At 68.3% G+C, this 16,772-nt stretch carries 16 protein-coding genes; 8 read left to right on the top strand and 8 right to left on the bottom strand.

All coding sequences use genetic code 11. The features are described from left to right. Nucleotides 1–59: 59 nt before the first annotated feature. On the bottom strand, nt 60–290 hold the full coding sequence (locus AC3EUV_RS30870; protein WP_432144795.1) for a Ku protein: 231 nt from the start codon (nt 288–290) through the stop codon (nt 60–62). A 763-nt stretch (nt 291–1,053) separates the two neighbouring features. On the opposite strand from AC3EUV_RS30870, the gene AC3EUV_RS30865 reads away from it, so the two are divergent. Continuing rightward, the gene (locus AC3EUV_RS30865; protein WP_432144734.1) at nt 1,054–2,103 is read left to right on the top strand and encodes a D-alanyl-D-alanine carboxypeptidase family protein; all 1,050 of its coding nucleotides are present in this window, start codon (nt 1,054–1,056) and stop codon (nt 2,101–2,103) included. Nucleotides 2,104–3,183: 1,080 nt separating this feature from the next. Here AC3EUV_RS30865 and AC3EUV_RS30860 read toward each other — a convergent pair. Further along, nucleotides 3,184–3,960 (bottom strand): alpha/beta fold hydrolase, encoded by a 777-nt coding sequence (locus tag AC3EUV_RS30860; RefSeq protein WP_432144735.1) that lies wholly within the window; start codon nt 3,958–3,960, stop codon nt 3,184–3,186. A gap of 111 nt (nt 3,961–4,071) precedes the next feature. Here AC3EUV_RS30860 and AC3EUV_RS30855 point away from each other — a divergent pair, with 111 nt between their 5' ends. Next, complete coding sequence (locus tag AC3EUV_RS30855; RefSeq protein WP_435604358.1) at nt 4,072–4,899, top strand: helix-turn-helix domain-containing protein; 828 nt, start codon at nt 4,072–4,074, stop codon at nt 4,897–4,899. 28 nt (nt 4,900–4,927) lie between these two features. Then, nucleotides 4,928–5,407: a hypothetical protein gene (locus AC3EUV_RS30850; RefSeq protein ID WP_435604357.1), complete on the top strand. Its 480-nt coding sequence runs from the start codon at nt 4,928–4,930 to the stop codon at nt 5,405–5,407. Between the two features lie 35 nt (nt 5,408–5,442). On the opposite strand, the gene AC3EUV_RS30845 is transcribed toward AC3EUV_RS30850, so the two are convergent. The 3 genes from AC3EUV_RS30845 to AC3EUV_RS30835 are packed head-to-tail and all read right to left on the bottom strand — an operon-like array spanning nt 5,443 to nt 7,362. Next, on the bottom strand, nt 5,443–5,856 hold the full coding sequence (locus AC3EUV_RS30845) for an arsenate reductase ArsC (protein WP_435604356.1): 414 nt from the start codon (nt 5,854–5,856) through the stop codon (nt 5,443–5,445). Further along, the gene (arsB, locus tag AC3EUV_RS30840; protein ID WP_435604355.1) at nt 5,849–6,964 is read right to left on the bottom strand and encodes an ACR3 family arsenite efflux transporter; all 1,116 of its coding nucleotides are present in this window, start codon (nt 6,962–6,964) and stop codon (nt 5,849–5,851) included. The genes AC3EUV_RS30845 and arsB overlap by 8 nt, the downstream gene beginning before the upstream one ends. Continuing rightward, entirely contained in the window at nt 6,961–7,362 is a 402-nt protein-coding gene (locus tag AC3EUV_RS30835) for an ArsR/SmtB family transcription factor (RefSeq protein WP_432144740.1), read from the bottom strand. The genes arsB and AC3EUV_RS30835 overlap by 4 nt, the downstream gene beginning before the upstream one ends. Before the next feature lie 81 nt (nt 7,363–7,443). Here AC3EUV_RS30835 and AC3EUV_RS30830 point away from each other — a divergent pair, with 81 nt between their 5' ends. Together AC3EUV_RS30830 and AC3EUV_RS30825 are read left to right on the top strand one after the other, a co-directional pair. Further along, on the top strand, nt 7,444–7,917 hold the full coding sequence (locus AC3EUV_RS30830) for an ArsI/CadI family heavy metal resistance metalloenzyme (RefSeq protein ID WP_435604354.1): 474 nt from the start codon (nt 7,444–7,446) through the stop codon (nt 7,915–7,917). Between the two features lie 556 nt (nt 7,918–8,473). Further along, nucleotides 8,474–9,388 (top strand): hypothetical protein, encoded by a 915-nt coding sequence (locus tag AC3EUV_RS30825; RefSeq protein WP_432144742.1) that lies wholly within the window; start codon nt 8,474–8,476, stop codon nt 9,386–9,388. A gap of 217 nt (nt 9,389–9,605) precedes the next feature. Here AC3EUV_RS30825 and AC3EUV_RS30820 read toward each other — a convergent pair whose 3' ends face one another. Genes AC3EUV_RS30820 through AC3EUV_RS30810 form a run of 3 tightly spaced genes read right to left on the bottom strand, consistent with a single transcriptional unit; the run spans nt 9,606 to nt 12,473 of the window. Continuing rightward, entirely contained in the window at nt 9,606–10,820 is a 1,215-nt protein-coding gene (locus tag AC3EUV_RS30820) for a cytochrome P450 (RefSeq protein WP_432144743.1), read from the bottom strand. 34 nt (nt 10,821–10,854) lie between these two features. Then, a complete protein-coding gene (locus tag AC3EUV_RS30815) occupies nt 10,855–12,249 on the bottom strand; it encodes an NAD(P)/FAD-dependent oxidoreductase (RefSeq protein WP_435604353.1) in 1,395 nt (464 codons plus the stop codon). Beyond that, nucleotides 12,249–12,473: a ferredoxin gene (locus AC3EUV_RS30810; protein ID WP_435604352.1), complete on the bottom strand. Its 225-nt coding sequence runs from the start codon at nt 12,471–12,473 to the stop codon at nt 12,249–12,251. The genes AC3EUV_RS30815 and AC3EUV_RS30810 overlap by 1 nt, the downstream gene beginning before the upstream one ends. A gap of 655 nt (nt 12,474–13,128) precedes the next feature. On the opposite strand from AC3EUV_RS30810, the gene AC3EUV_RS30805 reads away from it, so the two are divergent. The 3 genes from AC3EUV_RS30805 (at nt 13,129) to AC3EUV_RS30795 (ending at nt 16,767) form a co-directional block, all read left to right on the top strand. Then, complete coding sequence (locus AC3EUV_RS30805) at nt 13,129–13,965, top strand: SDR family oxidoreductase (RefSeq protein ID WP_432144796.1); 837 nt, start codon at nt 13,129–13,131, stop codon at nt 13,963–13,965. Between the two features lie 274 nt (nt 13,966–14,239). Continuing rightward, nucleotides 14,240–15,727, top strand: coding sequence for a cytochrome ubiquinol oxidase subunit I (locus AC3EUV_RS30800; protein WP_435604351.1), 1,488 nt, complete (start codon nt 14,240–14,242; stop codon nt 15,725–15,727). Continuing rightward, nucleotides 15,727–16,767: a cytochrome d ubiquinol oxidase subunit II gene (locus AC3EUV_RS30795; RefSeq protein WP_435604350.1), complete on the top strand. Its 1,041-nt coding sequence runs from the start codon at nt 15,727–15,729 to the stop codon at nt 16,765–16,767. Before AC3EUV_RS30800 ends, AC3EUV_RS30795 begins: the two co-directional genes overlap by 1 nt. The last annotated feature ends 5 nt before the right edge of the window (nt 16,768–16,772 follow it).

The following is a 16,772-nucleotide window of genomic DNA, read 5'->3' as shown; positions in this document are numbered from 1 at the left end:
AGGCGGCAGACGGAGCGGGCTCTCGCTCTCCGGAACATCTCGCTGTGATCCCTCTGGCATCACCAATTCGGTTTGAGAGAGCTACGGATCAGAGGCTTGGGACAGACCAGCCCTAAGTTCGGAGAAGGGCTGCGCAGCGCGACGCGGGCAACGGCAGCCAGGCCGCTCTCATGCATGGCGTCGCGCAGGAGGGCGTACGGCTTTGCTGCGGCTGGGTCTGCTCCCAGGTAGTAGGGACGCTCGCGCGGTTGGGCTGCATGGCGTGCCCGGCGGGAACGTGATCGCTCGATTGGGTGAGTGGGGTGTTCAGACGTGTTGCAAGAGGGGGCGCGGGGAGGTCATGGAGGTCTCGATAAAGCGACACAGCGTGCGCGCGGCAAGGGGCAACGACTCTGATCGGGTCGACGTCCCCTGTGCTGATGGCCGCGCCGAGAGCCGGCCGAGACACCTGCCACGGTTCCGCCCGGGCCGGAGCATCGGCGAGTACGGCACCAGCACGTTCTTCGTCTGCGGGCGGAACACGTCCTTCAGTGGCGCTGACCTGCCAAGATGCTGGTGGGTATGCTGTTCGGTGACCCGCTGGTCCGGGAATGGTCCGGATCTTGCCAAGAAGGCGTCGGCGATCACACGCTGGTGGTTGGCTGAGGCCGTGGCACGTAGGGCTGGGCAGATTCGTTTGGATCTGCCGGCCGTTGGTCGGGTGCGTCTTTGGTAGACGTGCAGTGGCGCGAATCGCGCTGTTGCCGGATGGGACGCCGAAGCGGGGTGGACGCTGGCGTGATCACCGGCAGGCGATCGACGCGATCGTCTCCAAGTTCCAGACCGGAATGCAGTGGGTGCATCTGCCGGAGAAGCGTCTCGACTGGCGAGCGTCTCCAACCTCCTGAGCGAACTTCTCCCAGTTGGCCTGGCGCCACACGTCCACAGAGATGAACCCCGTCACGTGGGTTTGACGTGGCCTGCTTGATCGTCGCTCTTATTCTGCAAGTAGATTCGCCATGAACCGAGTTACGACTATGCACCGGCGTCCCTTCGCCGGAGGAGGGATGCCCTATGGGTGCCCACGCCCGCCCCAACCGAATACACCGCACCGGAGTCCGGATCGCGATAGTGGCACTTGTCGGTGCCGCCCTGCCGATCAGCGCCGGGGGCCTCGCCCAGGCGGCCACGCCCGATGCCACGCATTCCGCGGACGAGAACGGCCGGCAGGGTGGCGAGGCCACCACCACGGCCGCCCAGAAGGAGGGTGCGCAGCGCCATGCAGCGCAGCGCGTGGTCCGGGGCGAGGCCGCCGGTGCGCAGGACGCGAACGACCAGGACGCTCCTCAGGTCAACGCCGACCACGCCTTCCTGCTGGACGCCCGCGACGGCAGCCAGGAGCGGGAGCTGTGGGGCGGGGCCAAGGCGGACGAGAGCGTGTCCATGGCCAGCACTACCAAGGTCATGACGGCCCTCGTGGTGCTCAAGCATCCGGAGTGGCTGAACCGGCAGATCACCGTGAAGCAGGAGTACCGGGACTACGTGCAGAAGGTCGGCGGCAGCACCGCCGACCTCCAGACCGGCGACACGCTGACCGTTGAGCAGTTGCTGCACGCCCTGCTGATCCCGTCCGGCGACGACGCCGCGATGGCTCTGGCCGACAACCTCGGCTCCGGGGACACCGCGGAGGCGCGGATCGCCGACTTCGTGCACCAGATGAACGTCGAGGCACAGCAACTGGGCCTGACCGGCACGCACTTCGACGGATTCGACGGCATCTCGCACGGCAACAACCACAGCACCGCCCGCGACCTGGCCAAGCTCGGCCAGCGCGCGATGCTGCGGCCGGTGTTCGCCGACATCGTGAAGAAGAAGCAGTTCAAGACCGAGGCCCTGGCGGCCAACGGGCACATCCGGTACTACACCTGGGACACCACCAACAAGCTGCTGAGCAGCTATGACGGTGCTCTGGGCATCAAGACGGGCAGCGGCCCGGAGGCCGGCTACGCCCTCGTCTTCGCCGCCGAGCGGGACAACCGCACCCTGGTCGGCGCGATCCTCAAGGACGACGAGGGCCGCTTCGACGACGCCACCAAGATGCTCGACTGGGGCTTCGCCCACTGAGCGGGCAGCGCCCCCGGCGCTGAGCGCGCACCGCGCCCCGCACCGCTGGCGCTTGCCCCGGCCCCAGGGCACTGCTCAACCGGATTTCGGTCCGTGACCGGTCCGGGAGCGTCGGTCAGCAGCGGGCAGCGGTGGGAGGAGTCGCGAGTCACCAGGTGAGCCGGGCTTTGCACTGAGCGGGCCGTACGGAAAGGCGCCTGACCGGTAAAACCCCAGGTTCAGGCGCCCTTCTTCGTGCCCTTAGAGGAAGCCGAGTTTCTTCGCCGAGTACGACACCAACAAGTCTTCGTCTGCTGGTGGTACAGCGCAAGCAGCTCGCTGACCTGCGGGTATGGCAGCGGTGGGGACTTTGCCGGGACCGCTGGCCCGGACATGGTCCGTATCTTGGCCGTTGCAGACCTTAGGGCTGCGGCTCTGTTGGATTGGCCGCAGCCGCCCGCTCCGAGCTGACGGTCCCACCTGGCACAGGTTGTCGGAAGCGACCTGTGCCGTCCAGGTGGTCTAGGTCAGGAGCGTTTTCGCGGGTCGGGCCCTTGTGGTCCAGGTGCATCGACGCTGTTGGTGATAGGCGTGTGATAGCGGCTGAGAGATGAGGCCCCCGTCGGCTGGCTCCGGCGGGGGCTTCTGCGTTCGGGGCCAGGGGCTGTGAGGGCAGCGCAATAGGTCTGAAAGTCGTTTCGATTGAGCGGCGGCGTCGCGTACGCCCTCTCGGAGAGCGATCCGTGACCCACGTGACGACCCTGAGCGGGCGGGGTCAGTGACCCGTACCCTGCCGATCGTGCTGTTCGGACGCCTCTTCGTCCGCTCCGCGAGGGTGCGCGAGAAGTCACAAGAAGGGGGTCGCTGGGCCCGTTGGGGGCGTGAGACGGGGAGGGACTGGTGCGTGACGGGCGCCGCTCACCGCGTTGCCCCGGACCCGGGCGGCTGGCTCGGGGAACAGGTCGTCCACGATGCGGTGCCGGCCGCTGTGCGGCCGGCGTACAAGCAGATCTGTCGGGTGCGGTGCAACGCGGCAGGGCCTGTCCCGGCCCCGTGGGCGGGTGGTCAGGGGCACAGCCCGTCGTCGGGCCGCGGGGACGGTCAGGCTGCCGGCGCGAATGCGTTGATGGCGTCGACGAGGTCGGCCGGGGCTTCCAGCGGGATCAGGTGACCGGTGTGGGGGACCACCACGAAGTCGGCTTGGGAGAGGTAGGGCACCAGGTTGTCGCGGAGCACGCCGACGGGCTCCACCTGGTCGTGTTCTCCGGCGACGACGAGAGCGGGCACGCTGACCATGCGCGTGTGCTCGGTGATGTCCTGCGCGATGCCGCGCTGCGGCCACTCGGTGCGGGCGGCGTCGGTGACGGTCCGCGAATCGGTCACGATCTGCGCCTTGACCGGAGCGGGCAGCTCGGTCGCGGTGAGGACGTGATCCCGTGCCCCGGCCACGGACTCGGCGGAGTCGTAGGCGTGCGACAGGGCTTCCTGGTACTCGGGAGTGACCTGTGCGGCGGGCTTCGCCGGGCCGGAGCCGACGAGAACGATGCCGCGCAAGCCGGCGGGCCGGGTGGCCGCGACCAGCTGTGCGACCTTACCCCCCATCGAATGCCCCACCAGGACGTAGTCGGTGACCCCCGCATCCGCGAGCACGGCGAGCGTGTCGTCGGCGAGCTGACCGAGCGTATAGGGACCGGGCAGAGCGCTCGACCGGCTCCACCCGCGGAAGTCGACCGTGAGCACGTCACGGCCCGCCAGGCGGTCGAGGACGAGGTCCCAGGTGCGGGAAGAACCACCCCAATAGTGCAGGAACACCAGAGTCGGCCCGGTCCCCGGCCGATGGTCGTAAGCGGGCAGAAGCGTCTGCTGCGTTGTGTTCATGATGGCTCTTCCGTTCGATGCTCCAGGCGATTGCCCTGTGTATTCATGGAAACTTCTGCACCCGGACGGGGCATCGGCGTGACTGGTCGCCCGATGGTGAAAACTGGACACGTGAGCGTGATCCGGCAGATGACCTACCAGCCCGCAGGACGCCGCGCCGCCTCGGTCGAGACGATGACGTTCGGCCGCCTTCGCGAGCTGAACGACGGCGGCACGCAGCGCGCCGACTTCCACGTCCTTGCCGTCATCGACGCCGGACCCGGATCGGTCACGGTCGATTTCCACCTCCACCCGCTCCAAGATCGGTCCGCGGTGTGGATTCCCCCCGGCGCGGTGCACCGGTGGGACGACATCGCCGAAGTGGCAGGGCACCTCGTACTGTTCGTGCCGACCGCGCCGGTCACCCACACCACCCGAGAACTCGTCGCCTCCCCGGACCTGGCCGCGCACTGGAGCATCCCCGACGCCGACTGGCCCTTCGTCGACACGGCGCGCAGCCATCTCCTCCTCGAAGCATCCGCCCCACCCAGTGACTCCTCGACGGAGCTGCCCGAAATCCTGCTCTCCGCGCTCATCACCCGGCTGCACCCACCGCACGCCGAAGCACGGCTCACACATCCGGTGTTCCGGTTGTTCCGCTCCAGCGTCGAAGCGCACTACCGGCAACACCACGACGCCGGCTACTACGCCCGTGCGCTGGGATACGCGCCCCGCACCCTCTCACGAGCGGTGCAGCAGGCCACCGGCCGCACCGCGAAGGCGTACATCGTCGAACGGATCACCCTGGAAGCCAAACGGCTCCTCGCACACGACCGCCTCACCGCCGCCCGCTGTGCCGACATACTCGGCTTCTCCGACGCATCCAACTTCTCGGTGTTCTTCCACAAGGCCACAGGCAAACGCCCGGGCGCGTGGCAGGCGACGGTGGCCGCCGAGTGAGGAGGTGCGCCGAACACTTCGGCGGGGCGTGCGATCACAGTGGGGCGCCGGCCTACTGTTGCTGCTGTTCGCACAGCCCGCCTCGCGGATCTGCCGCCTTACCACCGAGCACGTCATCGACAACGGCCACACCGTCCAGCTGCGCCTTGGCAACAACCCGCAGACATGCCCGCACCGCTCGATGACCTCATCCGCGACCTGGTGCGCCACCGGCACGGCCGCGCGCCCTTGCTCGCTGGGCACGAACCCGTCTGGCTGTTTCCCGGCGCCTACGCCGGACGGCCACTCGAACCACACAGCCTCGGGACGCCGCCTGGGGCGCCTCGGCATCCGGCCGTGTGTGTCGCGCAACGCCTCGCTCATGCACATCGCCTCTGAACTGCCCGCCCACGTCTTCACCAGGTTGCTGGGCCTCAGCCAGTCCACCGCCGACAACTGGGACGCCGAGGCAAGCGGTTTCAGTCCCGCCTACGGGGCCGAGATCGCCAGACGTGTCGGCGACCAGTGATCGGGGCGTCAGGAATCGCTGACCTGGTCGACGGGTCAGCCGTTGCCGGGCAGCAGTTCTGCGAGCAGTTGGCGGATGCGCTGTTCGATCTCGTCGCGGATCGGGCGGACGGCGGCGATGCCCTGGCCGGCGGGGTCGTCGAGCTCCCAGTCGAGGTATGCCTTGCCGGGGAAGACTGGGCAGGTGTCGCCGCAGCCCATGGTGATCACCACGTCGGAAGCCTGCACGGCTTCGACGGTCAGTACCTTCGGCGTCTCAGTCGCCATGTCGATGCCCACCTCGGCCATCGCCTGGACAGCAGCCGGGTTCACTGCGTCGGCCGGTGCGGACCCGGCGGAGTGGACCTCCACGGTCCCGCCCGCGAGGTGGGTGAGGAAGGCGGCGGCCATCTGGGAGCGACCGGCGTTATGAACGCACACGAACAGCACGGATGGCTTGGGGTCAGACATGGACGGGACCTTCCGGGGTGGCGGCAGGTTCGGTCGCCGGGGTGGACTGGGGGAAGTAGCGGCGGGCGGCGAGGGCGACGTAGACGAGGCCGATGAGGACGGGGACCTCGATGAGCGGGCCGACGACTCCGGCGAGGGCCTGGCCGGAGGTGGCGCCGAAGGTGGCGATGGCGACCGCGATGGCCAGTTCGAAGTTGTTGCCCGCGGCGGTGAACGCGAGCGTCGTCGCCCTCGGGTAGCCGAGTCCCACGGTGCGGCCCACGGCCATGGACCCGGCCCACATCAGCGCGAAGTAGACCAGCAGCGGCAGCGCGATCCGGGCGACGTCGAGGGGCTGGGAGGTGATGGCGTCGCCCTGGAGGGCGAACAGCACCACGATGGTGAACAGCAGTCCGTACAGGGCGAACGGCCCGATGCGGGGCATCAGCTTCGTCTCGTACCAGGTGCGGCCCTTGGCCTTCTCGCCGAGGCGGCGGGTGAGGAAGCCGGCCAGCAGCGGGATGCCGAGGAAGATCAGCACACTGCGGGCGATCTCCCACACGGATACGTCGAGCGCGGTCTGCTGAAGGCCGAGCCAGCCGGGCAGGACGGACAGATAGAACCACCCGAGCAGGCTGAGGGCGAGGACCTGGAAGACGCTGTTCAGGGCGACCAGGACGGCGGCGGCCTCGCGGTCGCCGCAGGCGAGATCGTTCCAGATGATGACCATGGCGATGCAGCGGGCCAGGCCCACGATGATCAGGCCGGTGCGGTACTCAGGCAGATCCGGCAGGAACAGCCAGGCGAGCGCGAACATCAGCGCCGGACCCACGACCCAGTTCAGGGCCAGCGAGGGGATCAGCAGGCGCCGGTCGCGGGTGACAGTGTCCAGACGGTCGTAGCGGACCTTCGCGAGGACCGGGTACATCATCACCAGCAGGCCGAGCGCGATCGGCAGCGAGACCCCCGTGACGGTGACCTTCGCGAGTGCGTCGCCCAGGCCGGGGACGAGGCGTCCCAGCCCCAGGCCAGCGGCCATCGCGGCGAGGATCCACACAGCCAGGAACCGGTCCAGGAACGACAGCCGCGCGGCGACCGGCCCCGCGGATACCCGAGTGCCGGGGCTCACGAGGCGGCCCCAGCGGGTGCGGGGGCGGGCAGGGGCCGGCCGGCGGGACGGGTGAGGAGCGCGGCGAGTTGGTCGGTCATCTCGGGCAGCAACCGGTAGTACACCCACGTCCCGCGCCGCTCAGAGTCGATCAGTCCGGCCTGCTTCAGCAGTTTCAGGTGGTGGGAGATCGTCGGCTGGGACAGGTCGAAGGCGGGGGTGAGGTCGCAAACGCAGACCTCCCCGCCGGACCGCGAGGCGATCATCGACAGCAACCGCAGCCGGACCGGGTCTCCCAGGGCCTTGAACACCTTCGCCAGCGTCTCCGCCTGATCCTCGTCCAGCGGGGCGGTCAGCAGACCGGGGCAGCACTCGTCGGTGCCGTCCTGGCCGAGCACCACAAGCTCTTGTTTCGACATTCTTCTATGTTGACGTTCTTCGATCCACGATGCAACCTTGAATCGTCAGGCATCAATGCAAACTGCTTCAGGGAGACCGCCGTGTCCCGTGTCCAGCTCGCGCTCAACGTCGCCGACCTCGAAGCGTCCGTCGCCTTCTACTCCAAGCTGTTCGGGGCCGAGCCCGCCAAGCGGCGCCCCGGCTACGCGAACTTCGCCATCACCACCCCGCCGCTCAAGCTCGTCCTCATCGAGGGCGAGCCTGGCCAGGAGACCTGCCTCGATCACCTCGGCGTCGAGGTGGAGAGCACCGACGAGGTCACCGCTGCCACCACCCGCCTCAAGGACGCCGGCCTCGCGACGTTCGAGGAGAACGACACCTCCTGCTGCTACGCCCTCCAGGACAAGGTGTGGGTGCACGGCCCCGGCAAGGAGCCGTGGGAGGTCTACGTCGTCAAGGCCGATGCCGACCAGATGGGCAAGAGCCAGGTCCTCGAAGGGGACGCTTGCTGCAACGGTGAGGGCGGGAGCGCCGAGCCCGCGCCAGCTGCCACGGGCTGCGCCTGCGGCAGCTGAGCAGACCTGCCTGCACTTTCTCCAGGCCGTCCTTCCTGCGGCGCCCGCGACTCACCGGAGCGCGCGCCCTCGATCAGCGCAAGCCGCGGAAGGCATGTGCGCCCACCCGGCAGGGCACAGCGAAGTCAACGCTATCCGCATCGTCGAATAGCCGGGTGCGCCACCAACGGCCATGGGTGAATCTCCTTAAATGCGTGCAAAAGGCGGGAAGTTGGGGTGCCTGCTCAGGCGTGTCCGCGTCGGTGCGTCGACCGGGGCGGAACGGTGCTCCAGCGATGGCGTGCGGTTGCTGTGGTGCGCGGCGGCGGTGCGGGCGGGAAAAAAGTCTGGATTCCTACCTCAAACGACGGATGTATCGGTCCGGTCGCGGACGTATGCTCCGCCCGTTGAAGCGCACCTGGACGCTCAAGGCGGACCGCCCTTGCATCGTGGTTGCCCCCTCGATGCTTCGGCTATCTGCGCAGCGCTCGATGCGCTCACCACATCCCATCGAGAATGCGCCGGCCTCACAGAGGTCGTGCTTGCTGCTGCGCTGAACTGACCGAGGGAGACAAAAATGATCACTCATCGAGGACCGCGCAACCGAAGGGTGCGTACGGGCGCGGGCCTGCTGGCCACGTCGGTGGTGGCCCTGGGGCTCATGGCACCAGCCGCCCAGGCCGAGGAGGGGGACGCCTACCAGACCATCGGCGTGAACAATGGCACCTACATCATTCTCCCTGACGAGGACGAAGCCAACAGCGGGGTCGTGCGGCTGCTCAACAACGACGCGGTGGGACAGTGCCTTGATGTGGGCTCTGACGGGAACCTCACCGACGCTCCCTGCGACAACGTCACCCGTTGGAACCTCCAGCCGAACCGTGACGGCTCCGGCTACCTGCTCCGCCACTTCGGCGAGGACAAGTGCGTGGACGGGACCACGCTCGCCGACTGCGCCAGCGGCGCGGCAGACAACTACGAATCGGACTCCGCCATGCCGGCAAACCTGGTGCTGAACAGGGCGGCGGCCATCAGCCTCGGCGACAACAGCATCACCGTCTGTAACTGGGGCGGGTACGTCGCCAGGGCAGTGATCACTTACAGCGTTCAGCAGGACCCCAACAGCACCACCGAGACCAGTGGCCAGAGAGAGACCGACACGTTCCCGGTCAGACAGTGCCGGACCGAAACCCTCCCGGCAGGCAAGATCGTCGGAAAGGTGGAGCTCCGCCTGAACAGGGGGAGCGCCGAAGCCTCCGACGACGTGATGGCCGATTGGGTCTTCGGCGGCTCCCACATCGATGCCTCGTACCACATGTACGGAACTGAGTGTGATGCATGGTCGTCCTTCGAACCGCACAGCGCCAACCAGGCGTCTTCGAAGGAGGAATGGAGCCGGAAGGGATGCAGCGCCGGCTCAGGCTACGGCGGTATAGCAAGCTCAGTGGGCCAACAAATACTCTGGGGAATCCTGAGAGGCTTGTTCTCGTGAGCGATGCGTAGCGCTGAACGGCGATCAGCCGCTCAGCAAGGCCAGGGGTCGAGACGGCCGCCCCGCACGGGCTCGCGCCGCTCAACGGCTCCTACGTTCACCAGCCGGCAGGCGCGGACAACGGCATCGGCCTTCGGTTCCCCGTCGCGCAGCAGGGCAGCCGGATGGGGTTCTGGTGGTACGCGTATGGGTATGCCCGCGGCTGCCGCGTTCGGTGTCAGCTCTGTTCGATGTGCAGGTGGATGGGGCCTCGCAGGATGGGGCTGGGCCGGTAGGGCGGTGGGTCGGTGACCAGTGTGGGGCGTTCCAGGCGGCGTACGAGCGCGGTCAGGGCGGTTTGGGTCTCCAGTCGAGCCATCGGGCCGCCGAAGCACAGGTGGATGCCGCTCCCGAAGCCCAGGTGCTGGTTGTCCTGTCGGTCGGGGTTGAAGCGGTCGGGGTCGTGAAAGCGGGCCGGGTCGCGGCTGCCTGAGGCGAGCATGAGCATGATCTGTGAGCCCTTGGGGATGACGGTGTCGGCGACGGTGATGTCGCTGTATGCCGCTCGCCAGGGAATGATGTGCACGGGGGGCTCATAGCGCAGCAGTTCCTCGACGAGCGGCACGATCAGGTCCGGTTCGTCGCGCAGCCGTTGCAGTATCTGCGGGTGGCGCAGCAGGGTGAGCATGCCGTTGGTGATGAGGTTGACGGTGGTCTCGTGGCCGGCGATGAGCAGCAGGTTCGCGGTGCTGACGATTTCGTCGTCGGTCATGCGTCCGTCGGGTCCGTCGTCGTTGGCCATCCGAGTCAGGAGGTCGTCGCCGGGCCGGCCGTGGCGTTGTTCCAGCAGTCCGCCGAGGTATTGGGTCAGATCCTTCCTGGCCTGCATGCCGTTGTCGAGTTTCTCCTTCGGGTCGGTCTTGGGGTTGTAGTCGAGCGAGTCGACGATGGCGTTCACCCACACGTGGAACCGTGGTTCGTCCTCGCGCGGCACACCGAGCAGGTGGCAGATCACGGTGACGGGGAACGGGTAGGCGAAGTCGTCGACGATGTCGATCCGCTCCTTGCCCGCGAAGCCGTCGATCAGGCCGTTGACGATGGCGGTCAGGTCGGGTTCCATGCCGGTCACCAGGCCCGGGGTGTGCGGGGGGCCGAAGTGGCGCATGGCCAGGCGTCGCAGGCGGTCGTGCTCGGGCGGGTCGAGGTTGATGAACGAGGGTGTGGTGTGTGCTTCGGCCGCGGGCATGGGCCGTGACAGGTGGCGGACGTCGGAGCTCAGGTGTGGGTCGTGCAGGATGCCGGTGAGTTCGCGGTAGGTGCTGATGACGTAGCTGCCGTCCTCCTGGCGGGCCACTGGTGTCTTGCGCAGTTCGGCGTAGAGCGGGTAGGGGTCGGCGCGGGAGGAGGGGTCGAGGATCCGGTGCAGGGTGTCGGGCGTGTGGGTCGTGGTCATGTCGCTTTTCCTCCTGTGTCCTCCTGCTTCCTTCCTACCGGTGGTGCTGCCACGCGGCGGTGACACGCCGCTCTCCTGGGTCGTGGCCGGTGACGACCACGGTGGCCCCCTGAGCGAGCAGCTTGGGGCTGGGGAAGTCGACGGGCACGGGTTTTGCGTCGGCGGGCTCGTCGGGTGTGGGGCAGGGGGGAGGGAAGGGCGCGGCCGTCTCGATCAACTGCCGGTAATGGTCGAGCCACTTGGCGTTGTTGAAGCTGACTGCCGCGGTGACACGGCCCTGATAGCCGTATGCGGCGACGAAGCGGTGGTCGGGCACGGAGCCCTGGGTGACGATGACCTCGTCGGCGAAGGTCGGTACACCGACGGACTTGATGTTGACGCCGAACTGGATCGACCAGAACGTCGGGATGGACAAGTGTGGCCAGCGGTCCGCCTGGGCGCTGAGCATGTTGTGCGCCGCGACTTTGGCCTGCTCCACGGCGTTGACCCAGTGTTCCAGTGAGATGAGTCGGTATTCGTAGATCGGGTTGGGGCAGCGTGCCACGTCCCCGGCGACGAAGATGTCGTCCGTGATCAGGCCGTTGAGGTCGAGGGCGCGGCAGCCTGTGTCGCAGGCGATGCCCCATGGGCCTGCCGCCAGCCCCGAGCCGCGCAGCCACTCGGTGTTGCGGATGCCGCCGAGCGCCACCACCGCCACGTCGGCATCGATGGTGCTGCCGTCGGAGAAGTGGGCGCGGCGGAAGTGCCCCTGGGCGTCGCCTTCCAGCTTGGTGACTTTGACGCCGCAGCGCAGGTCGACGCCGTGGGTGCGCTGCATGTCCGCCGCGACCTCACCGATCATGGCTCCGAGTGCGCCGACCAGCGGGGCCGGTGCGAGTTCGGCGACGGTCACCGGGATGTCCCGCTCGCGGCAGATGGAGGCGATCTCGGAGCCGGTGAAGCCCGCGCCGATGATCACTACGCGGGAGGGCCCCGCCGCCATCGCCCGCTGAAGGCTCTCGGCGTGCTCGCGAGTGCGGACGACGAACACCCCGTCCAGGGCGGCCTCGGCCTCGACGAACCAGGGCCGGGCCCGCACTCCGGTGCAGATCAGCACGCGGTCGAAGGGAACCTCGCGGCCGTCGGCGAGATGTACGTGGTTGGTCGCCAGGTCCAGCCCGTCGGCGGGCACGCCCAGCAGCCACTGCGCATCGATGTCACGGCGTCGCGGCAGCGTGGTGTTGCCGGCCGCCACCCACCCGGTCAGTACCTGCTTGGACAGCGGGGGCCGGTCGTAGGGCTCGCCCAGCTCGTCACCGATCATGGTCAGCGATCCGGTGAAGCCCTCCTCGCGCAGAGCCTCCGCGGCCCGCAGTCCCGCCAGTGACGCCCCGACGATCACGATGCGGCCGTCACGCCGGAACGCTTGCAAGGCGTCGGCGCTGCCCATCACGGCGACGCCTCCACCGGTGCCTCTTTCCCCTCCAGCTGGTCGACCAGAATGGCCTGGAGCGGGCAGGCCGCGGCGGCGCGCAGCACCTGTTCGCGCTGGACGTCGTCGGGCTCCGGGTTGTACATCAGCGCTTCCTCGCCGTGCATCCGGAAAGCGTCCGGAGCCAGGAACGCGCACTGCGCATATCCCTGACACCGGGAAAGATCAACGACAATTTTCATCCCGAACTCCGTTTCAGGACTGCAACGCTGCGGGCCCTGAGGCAACACCGGTAGGGCGCCCGAAGCGCGCCTTCGAAGAGGGGATTCGGCTGTTGCTCACCCCTGCGCATACGAAGGGGGGCACCACGCCCGTCAAAGGTCTCCGCAGAAAGGTCTCCGTGGAAGGAACTGAGCATCGCGAATGAGGCCCGGGCGTCTGCCGAACCGCCCCAAGAACCTGACCTTGTAGTACAAAGCGTATCCCGCGCACACGCCGCCCGCACCCCGGGAAAGGGACATGCCGGCGTCGGCAACCCCGGCATCCGAGGGCTGACCGAACAGGAATTCCTCGATGTCCATCAACAGCGGGGACGACAATCGCCCCCGTTGCCATCATCGAGCGGGCTTGCGTCATCCTGGCCCCTGGTGGGCCGCATGATGCCGGCCGGGGAAGGCCCGGGGCGGCTCCTAGCCCGACCGTGTGACCTGCCCTGTCGAAATGCGGCTGTGTGCGTGCCGGTTCGTCCCGCCCGAGGCGCAGGGTGCTTTCGTCTGGAGGCCTGGTATGCGACGGCTCCTGTTTCTGTCCTGGCGAGCGGCTGGCTCCAGACCCTCCTCATGCACGCCGCTCGTCTTCGGCTGACGTGCCGTCCGAAACGCCGAAGGAGAGATCGTGGTGGCAGCAAAAGTCGAGAATCGCGGGACCACGTCCGCGCAGCTTCTCAGGGGTCAGAAGGCGCTGGTGACCGGCGCCAACTCGGGCATCGGCCTGGCGACCGCCGTTGCCCTGGGCCGGGCCGGAGCGGACGTCGTGGTGAACTACGTCGTCGGCGCGCACGAGGCAGAGAACGTGGTGAAGGAGATCGAGAGCTTCGGGGTCCGCGCCTACGCCCATGAAGCCGACGTGTCCGATGAGGACCAGGTGACCGCCATGGTCGCGCGGATGGTCGAGGAGTTCGGCACCATCGACATCATGGTGGCCAACGCGGGCCTCCAGCGGGACGCGGCCGTGGCGGAGATGACGCTCGCCCAGTGGCAGAAGGTCATCGACGTCAACCTGACCGGCCAGTTCCTGTGCGCGCGGGAGGCCGCCAAGGAGTTCATCCGGCGCGGCGTGGTGGAGGAGGTCTCCCGTTCGGCGGGAAAGATCATCTGTATGAGCTCGGTCCACCAGATCATCCCGTGGTCGGGCCACGTGAACTACGCGTCTTCCAAGGGCGGCGTGAGCATGCTGATGACAACCCTCGCCCAGGAGCTGGCTCCCCAACGGATCAGGGTCAACGCGGTCGCACCCGGCGCCATCCGTACGCCGATCAACCGCGACGCCTGGTCCACCCCCGAGGCCGAGGCCGACCTGCTGCGCCTGATCCCGTACCGCCGCGTGGGAGACCCGGACGACATCGCCAACGCCGTCGTCGCCATGGCGTCCGACCTGCTCGACTACGTCGTCGGGACCACGCTCTTCGTCGACGGCGGAATGACGCTCTTCCCCGGCTTCGCCACCGGAGGCTGATCCTCGATGCAGGATCACATCACGCCCCGCCGGGTGGTGGTCCTGGGCGGGGGCGCCGGGCTGTTCACCGTGCGTGCCCTGCGGCGGTCACCGGTCGCGGTGACCGTGGTCGACCGACGCGCCCGTCAGTCCTGCTTCGGGCACAACGAGTTCGACGTTCACGCCCCCGGAATGAAGGCCCTGGACGGACGCTCTGAACATCCGTCGACGCAGCTGGCTGGCCTGGCTCTTCATCCACCTGGCCTTCCTCACCGGTTTCCGTAACGAGGCGCACATGCTCAGCACAGCTGCCCTTCTTGCGAACGGCACCCCGGCCCAGCTCCTGCCCGCCCGAGAGCTCATGGCCTTCACCCTGGCCTCGCACATCCTGCTGGTCCCGTTCGGCGTGGCACTGCCGTTCATCACGTTGCTCATGCACCACCGGGCGCTCCGCCGCAACGACCCCGTCGCCCTCACGCTCGCCCGGCGCTGGTCGGCGGTGATGGCCGTCCAGTTCGCCATCGGCATCGTCACCGGCACCGTGTTGTCTTTCGAGTTCGGCCTGCTGTGGCCCGGCATGATGGGCCGGTGGGGCGACGTCTTCGGACTCGGGTTCGGCGTCGAGGCATGGGCGTTCTTCCTGGAGGCCGTCCTGATCGCGATCTACCTCTACGGCTGGCGCCGGCTCAAGCCATGGACGCACTTCTGGCTGGCCGTACCGCTACCGTTGGCGGCCCTGATGGGGGCGTTCGGCATCATCGCGGCCAACTCCTGGATGAACACCCCCCAGGGGTTCAGCCTCGACGCACAGGGCAAGCCGGTCAACGTCGACGTGCGGCAGGCGGTCTTCACACCGATCTTCGGCCCGGAGTACTGGCACTTCGTGGTCGCGATGCTCCTGACCGCGGGCTATGTGGTCGCCGGCGTGTATGCGGTCGGCTGGCTGCGCGGGCGCCGGGACCGCTACCACCGGCTCGGCTTCACGGTGCCTTTCACGGTTGCCGCGGTCCTCACCCCGGTCCAGTTCATGCTCGGCGACGCGGCCGCTCGCGCCGTCTTCCACAAGCAGCCGATCAAGTTCGCCGCCATGGAGATCGTCTGGAAGACCGACACCCACGTACCGGAGTACATGTTCGGACGGCTGCACCCCGACGGGACGATCTCCGGCGGGCTCAAGATTCCCCAACTCGACTCGATCCTCGCCGGCTTCAGCCCGAAAACCAAGGTGACGGGCCTGTCGTCGGTCGCCGCGAGTGACCGCCCGACGGCGACTCAGGCCACCATCGCCCACTGGGCCTTCGACATCATGGTCACCATCGGCAGCGCGCTGATCCTGCTTGCGCTCTGGTACGCCTGGTCCTGGTGGCGGCACCGGGACAACCCTGGCAGCCGCTGGTTCTACCGCTGCGCCGCGCTCGCGGGAGTCGCCTGCCTGGTCACCGTGGAGTGTGGGTGGATCACCACGGAGGTCGGCCGGCAGCCCTGGATCGTCTACCACTACATGAGGGTCTCGGAGGCGGTGACCAGCACTCGGGCCGGATCACTGTGGGCGATGCTCGGCATCGTCATGGCCGTGTACGTGGCCGTTTTCGGCGCGTTCCTGGCGGTCGTGCTGAAGATGCGCACCCGCTGGCGCATCGCTGACGAGGGCTCGGCCGCCGGACGCGCCGAACTGCCACCGGAGGCCGACACACCCTATGGGCCCAGAAGCAAGCCCGACCCCGCAGCCGCCGGGGCTCCGCCCGCCGGCGGGTCCGACCACACCCCTGGCGGTGCGTCGTGATGGCCGCATTCATCGCATGGGTGCTGGTGCTCGCGATCGCCGCCTACGCCTGCGCCGGGGGCACCGACTACGGCGCGGGCTTCTGGGACCTCCTGGCCGGCGGCGCGGAGCGCGGCAAGCGGCCCCGCTGGCTGATCGATCACGCCATGGCACCGGTCTGGGAGGCCAACAACGTCTGGTTGATCTTCGTCTTGATCATCATGTGGACCGGCTTCCCGACGATGTTCCAGGCCGTCTTCTCGGCGATGTGGCTGCCGCTCGCCCTCGCCGCCGTCGGCCTGGTGCTCCGCGGCGCCGGATTCGCCCTGCGCAAGCCGACCCGTCGACTGGCCCAACGGCGCATCTACGGCGCGGTGTTCGCCATCTCGTCACTGCTCACGCCGTTCTTCCTCGGGACGGTGCTCGGCGGCATCGCCGCGGGCCGGGTCAAGGTCGGCACGACCGCCTCCGCGGACGCCTGGGCCAACGGAACCTCCGTCCTCGTGGGACTGCTGGCTGTCGCCGCCACCGCTTTCCTCGGGGCGGTCTTCCTCTGCTCCGATGCCCTGCGGTACGGCGCCGACGACCTCGTCGACTACTTCCGCCTGCGGGCGCTGATCGCCTTCGCCGCGGTTGTCGTCCTCGCACTCATCGGCCTGCCCGTCACCCGCAACGACGCCGGGTACGTCCGGGACGGCCTCACCGGGGGCCCGGGCCTGCTCCTGATCGCCCTGGCCGCGGTCTGTGGTCTGGCCACGGTCCTGCTTCTGCTGCGCCGCTCCTACAGATGGTCCCGCTACACCTCGGTGGCGAGCGTCGCGCTGACTGTCAGCGCCTGGGGCTTCGCGCAGCGGCCCTACGTGCTGCCCACCTCGCTGACGGTGGCCGAGGCGGCCGGCGCCGCCCACACACTGCGCTGGCTGGTGATCGTCACGGCCATCGCGATCGTGCTGGTCGGTCCGGCGCTGGTGCTGCTCTACCGGCTGGCCACCATGGGTGAGTTGGAGGAGCTGACCGACGCCGACACCCGGGCCGCCGGCGCCCCTGGGGACAACCTGTAGCGGTG

This window comes from Streptomyces sp. bgisy130 (assembly GCF_057708345.1).
The sequence above is the reverse complement of the archived record's forward strand: the minus strand, read 5'-3'. Positions and strand labels throughout refer to the sequence as shown.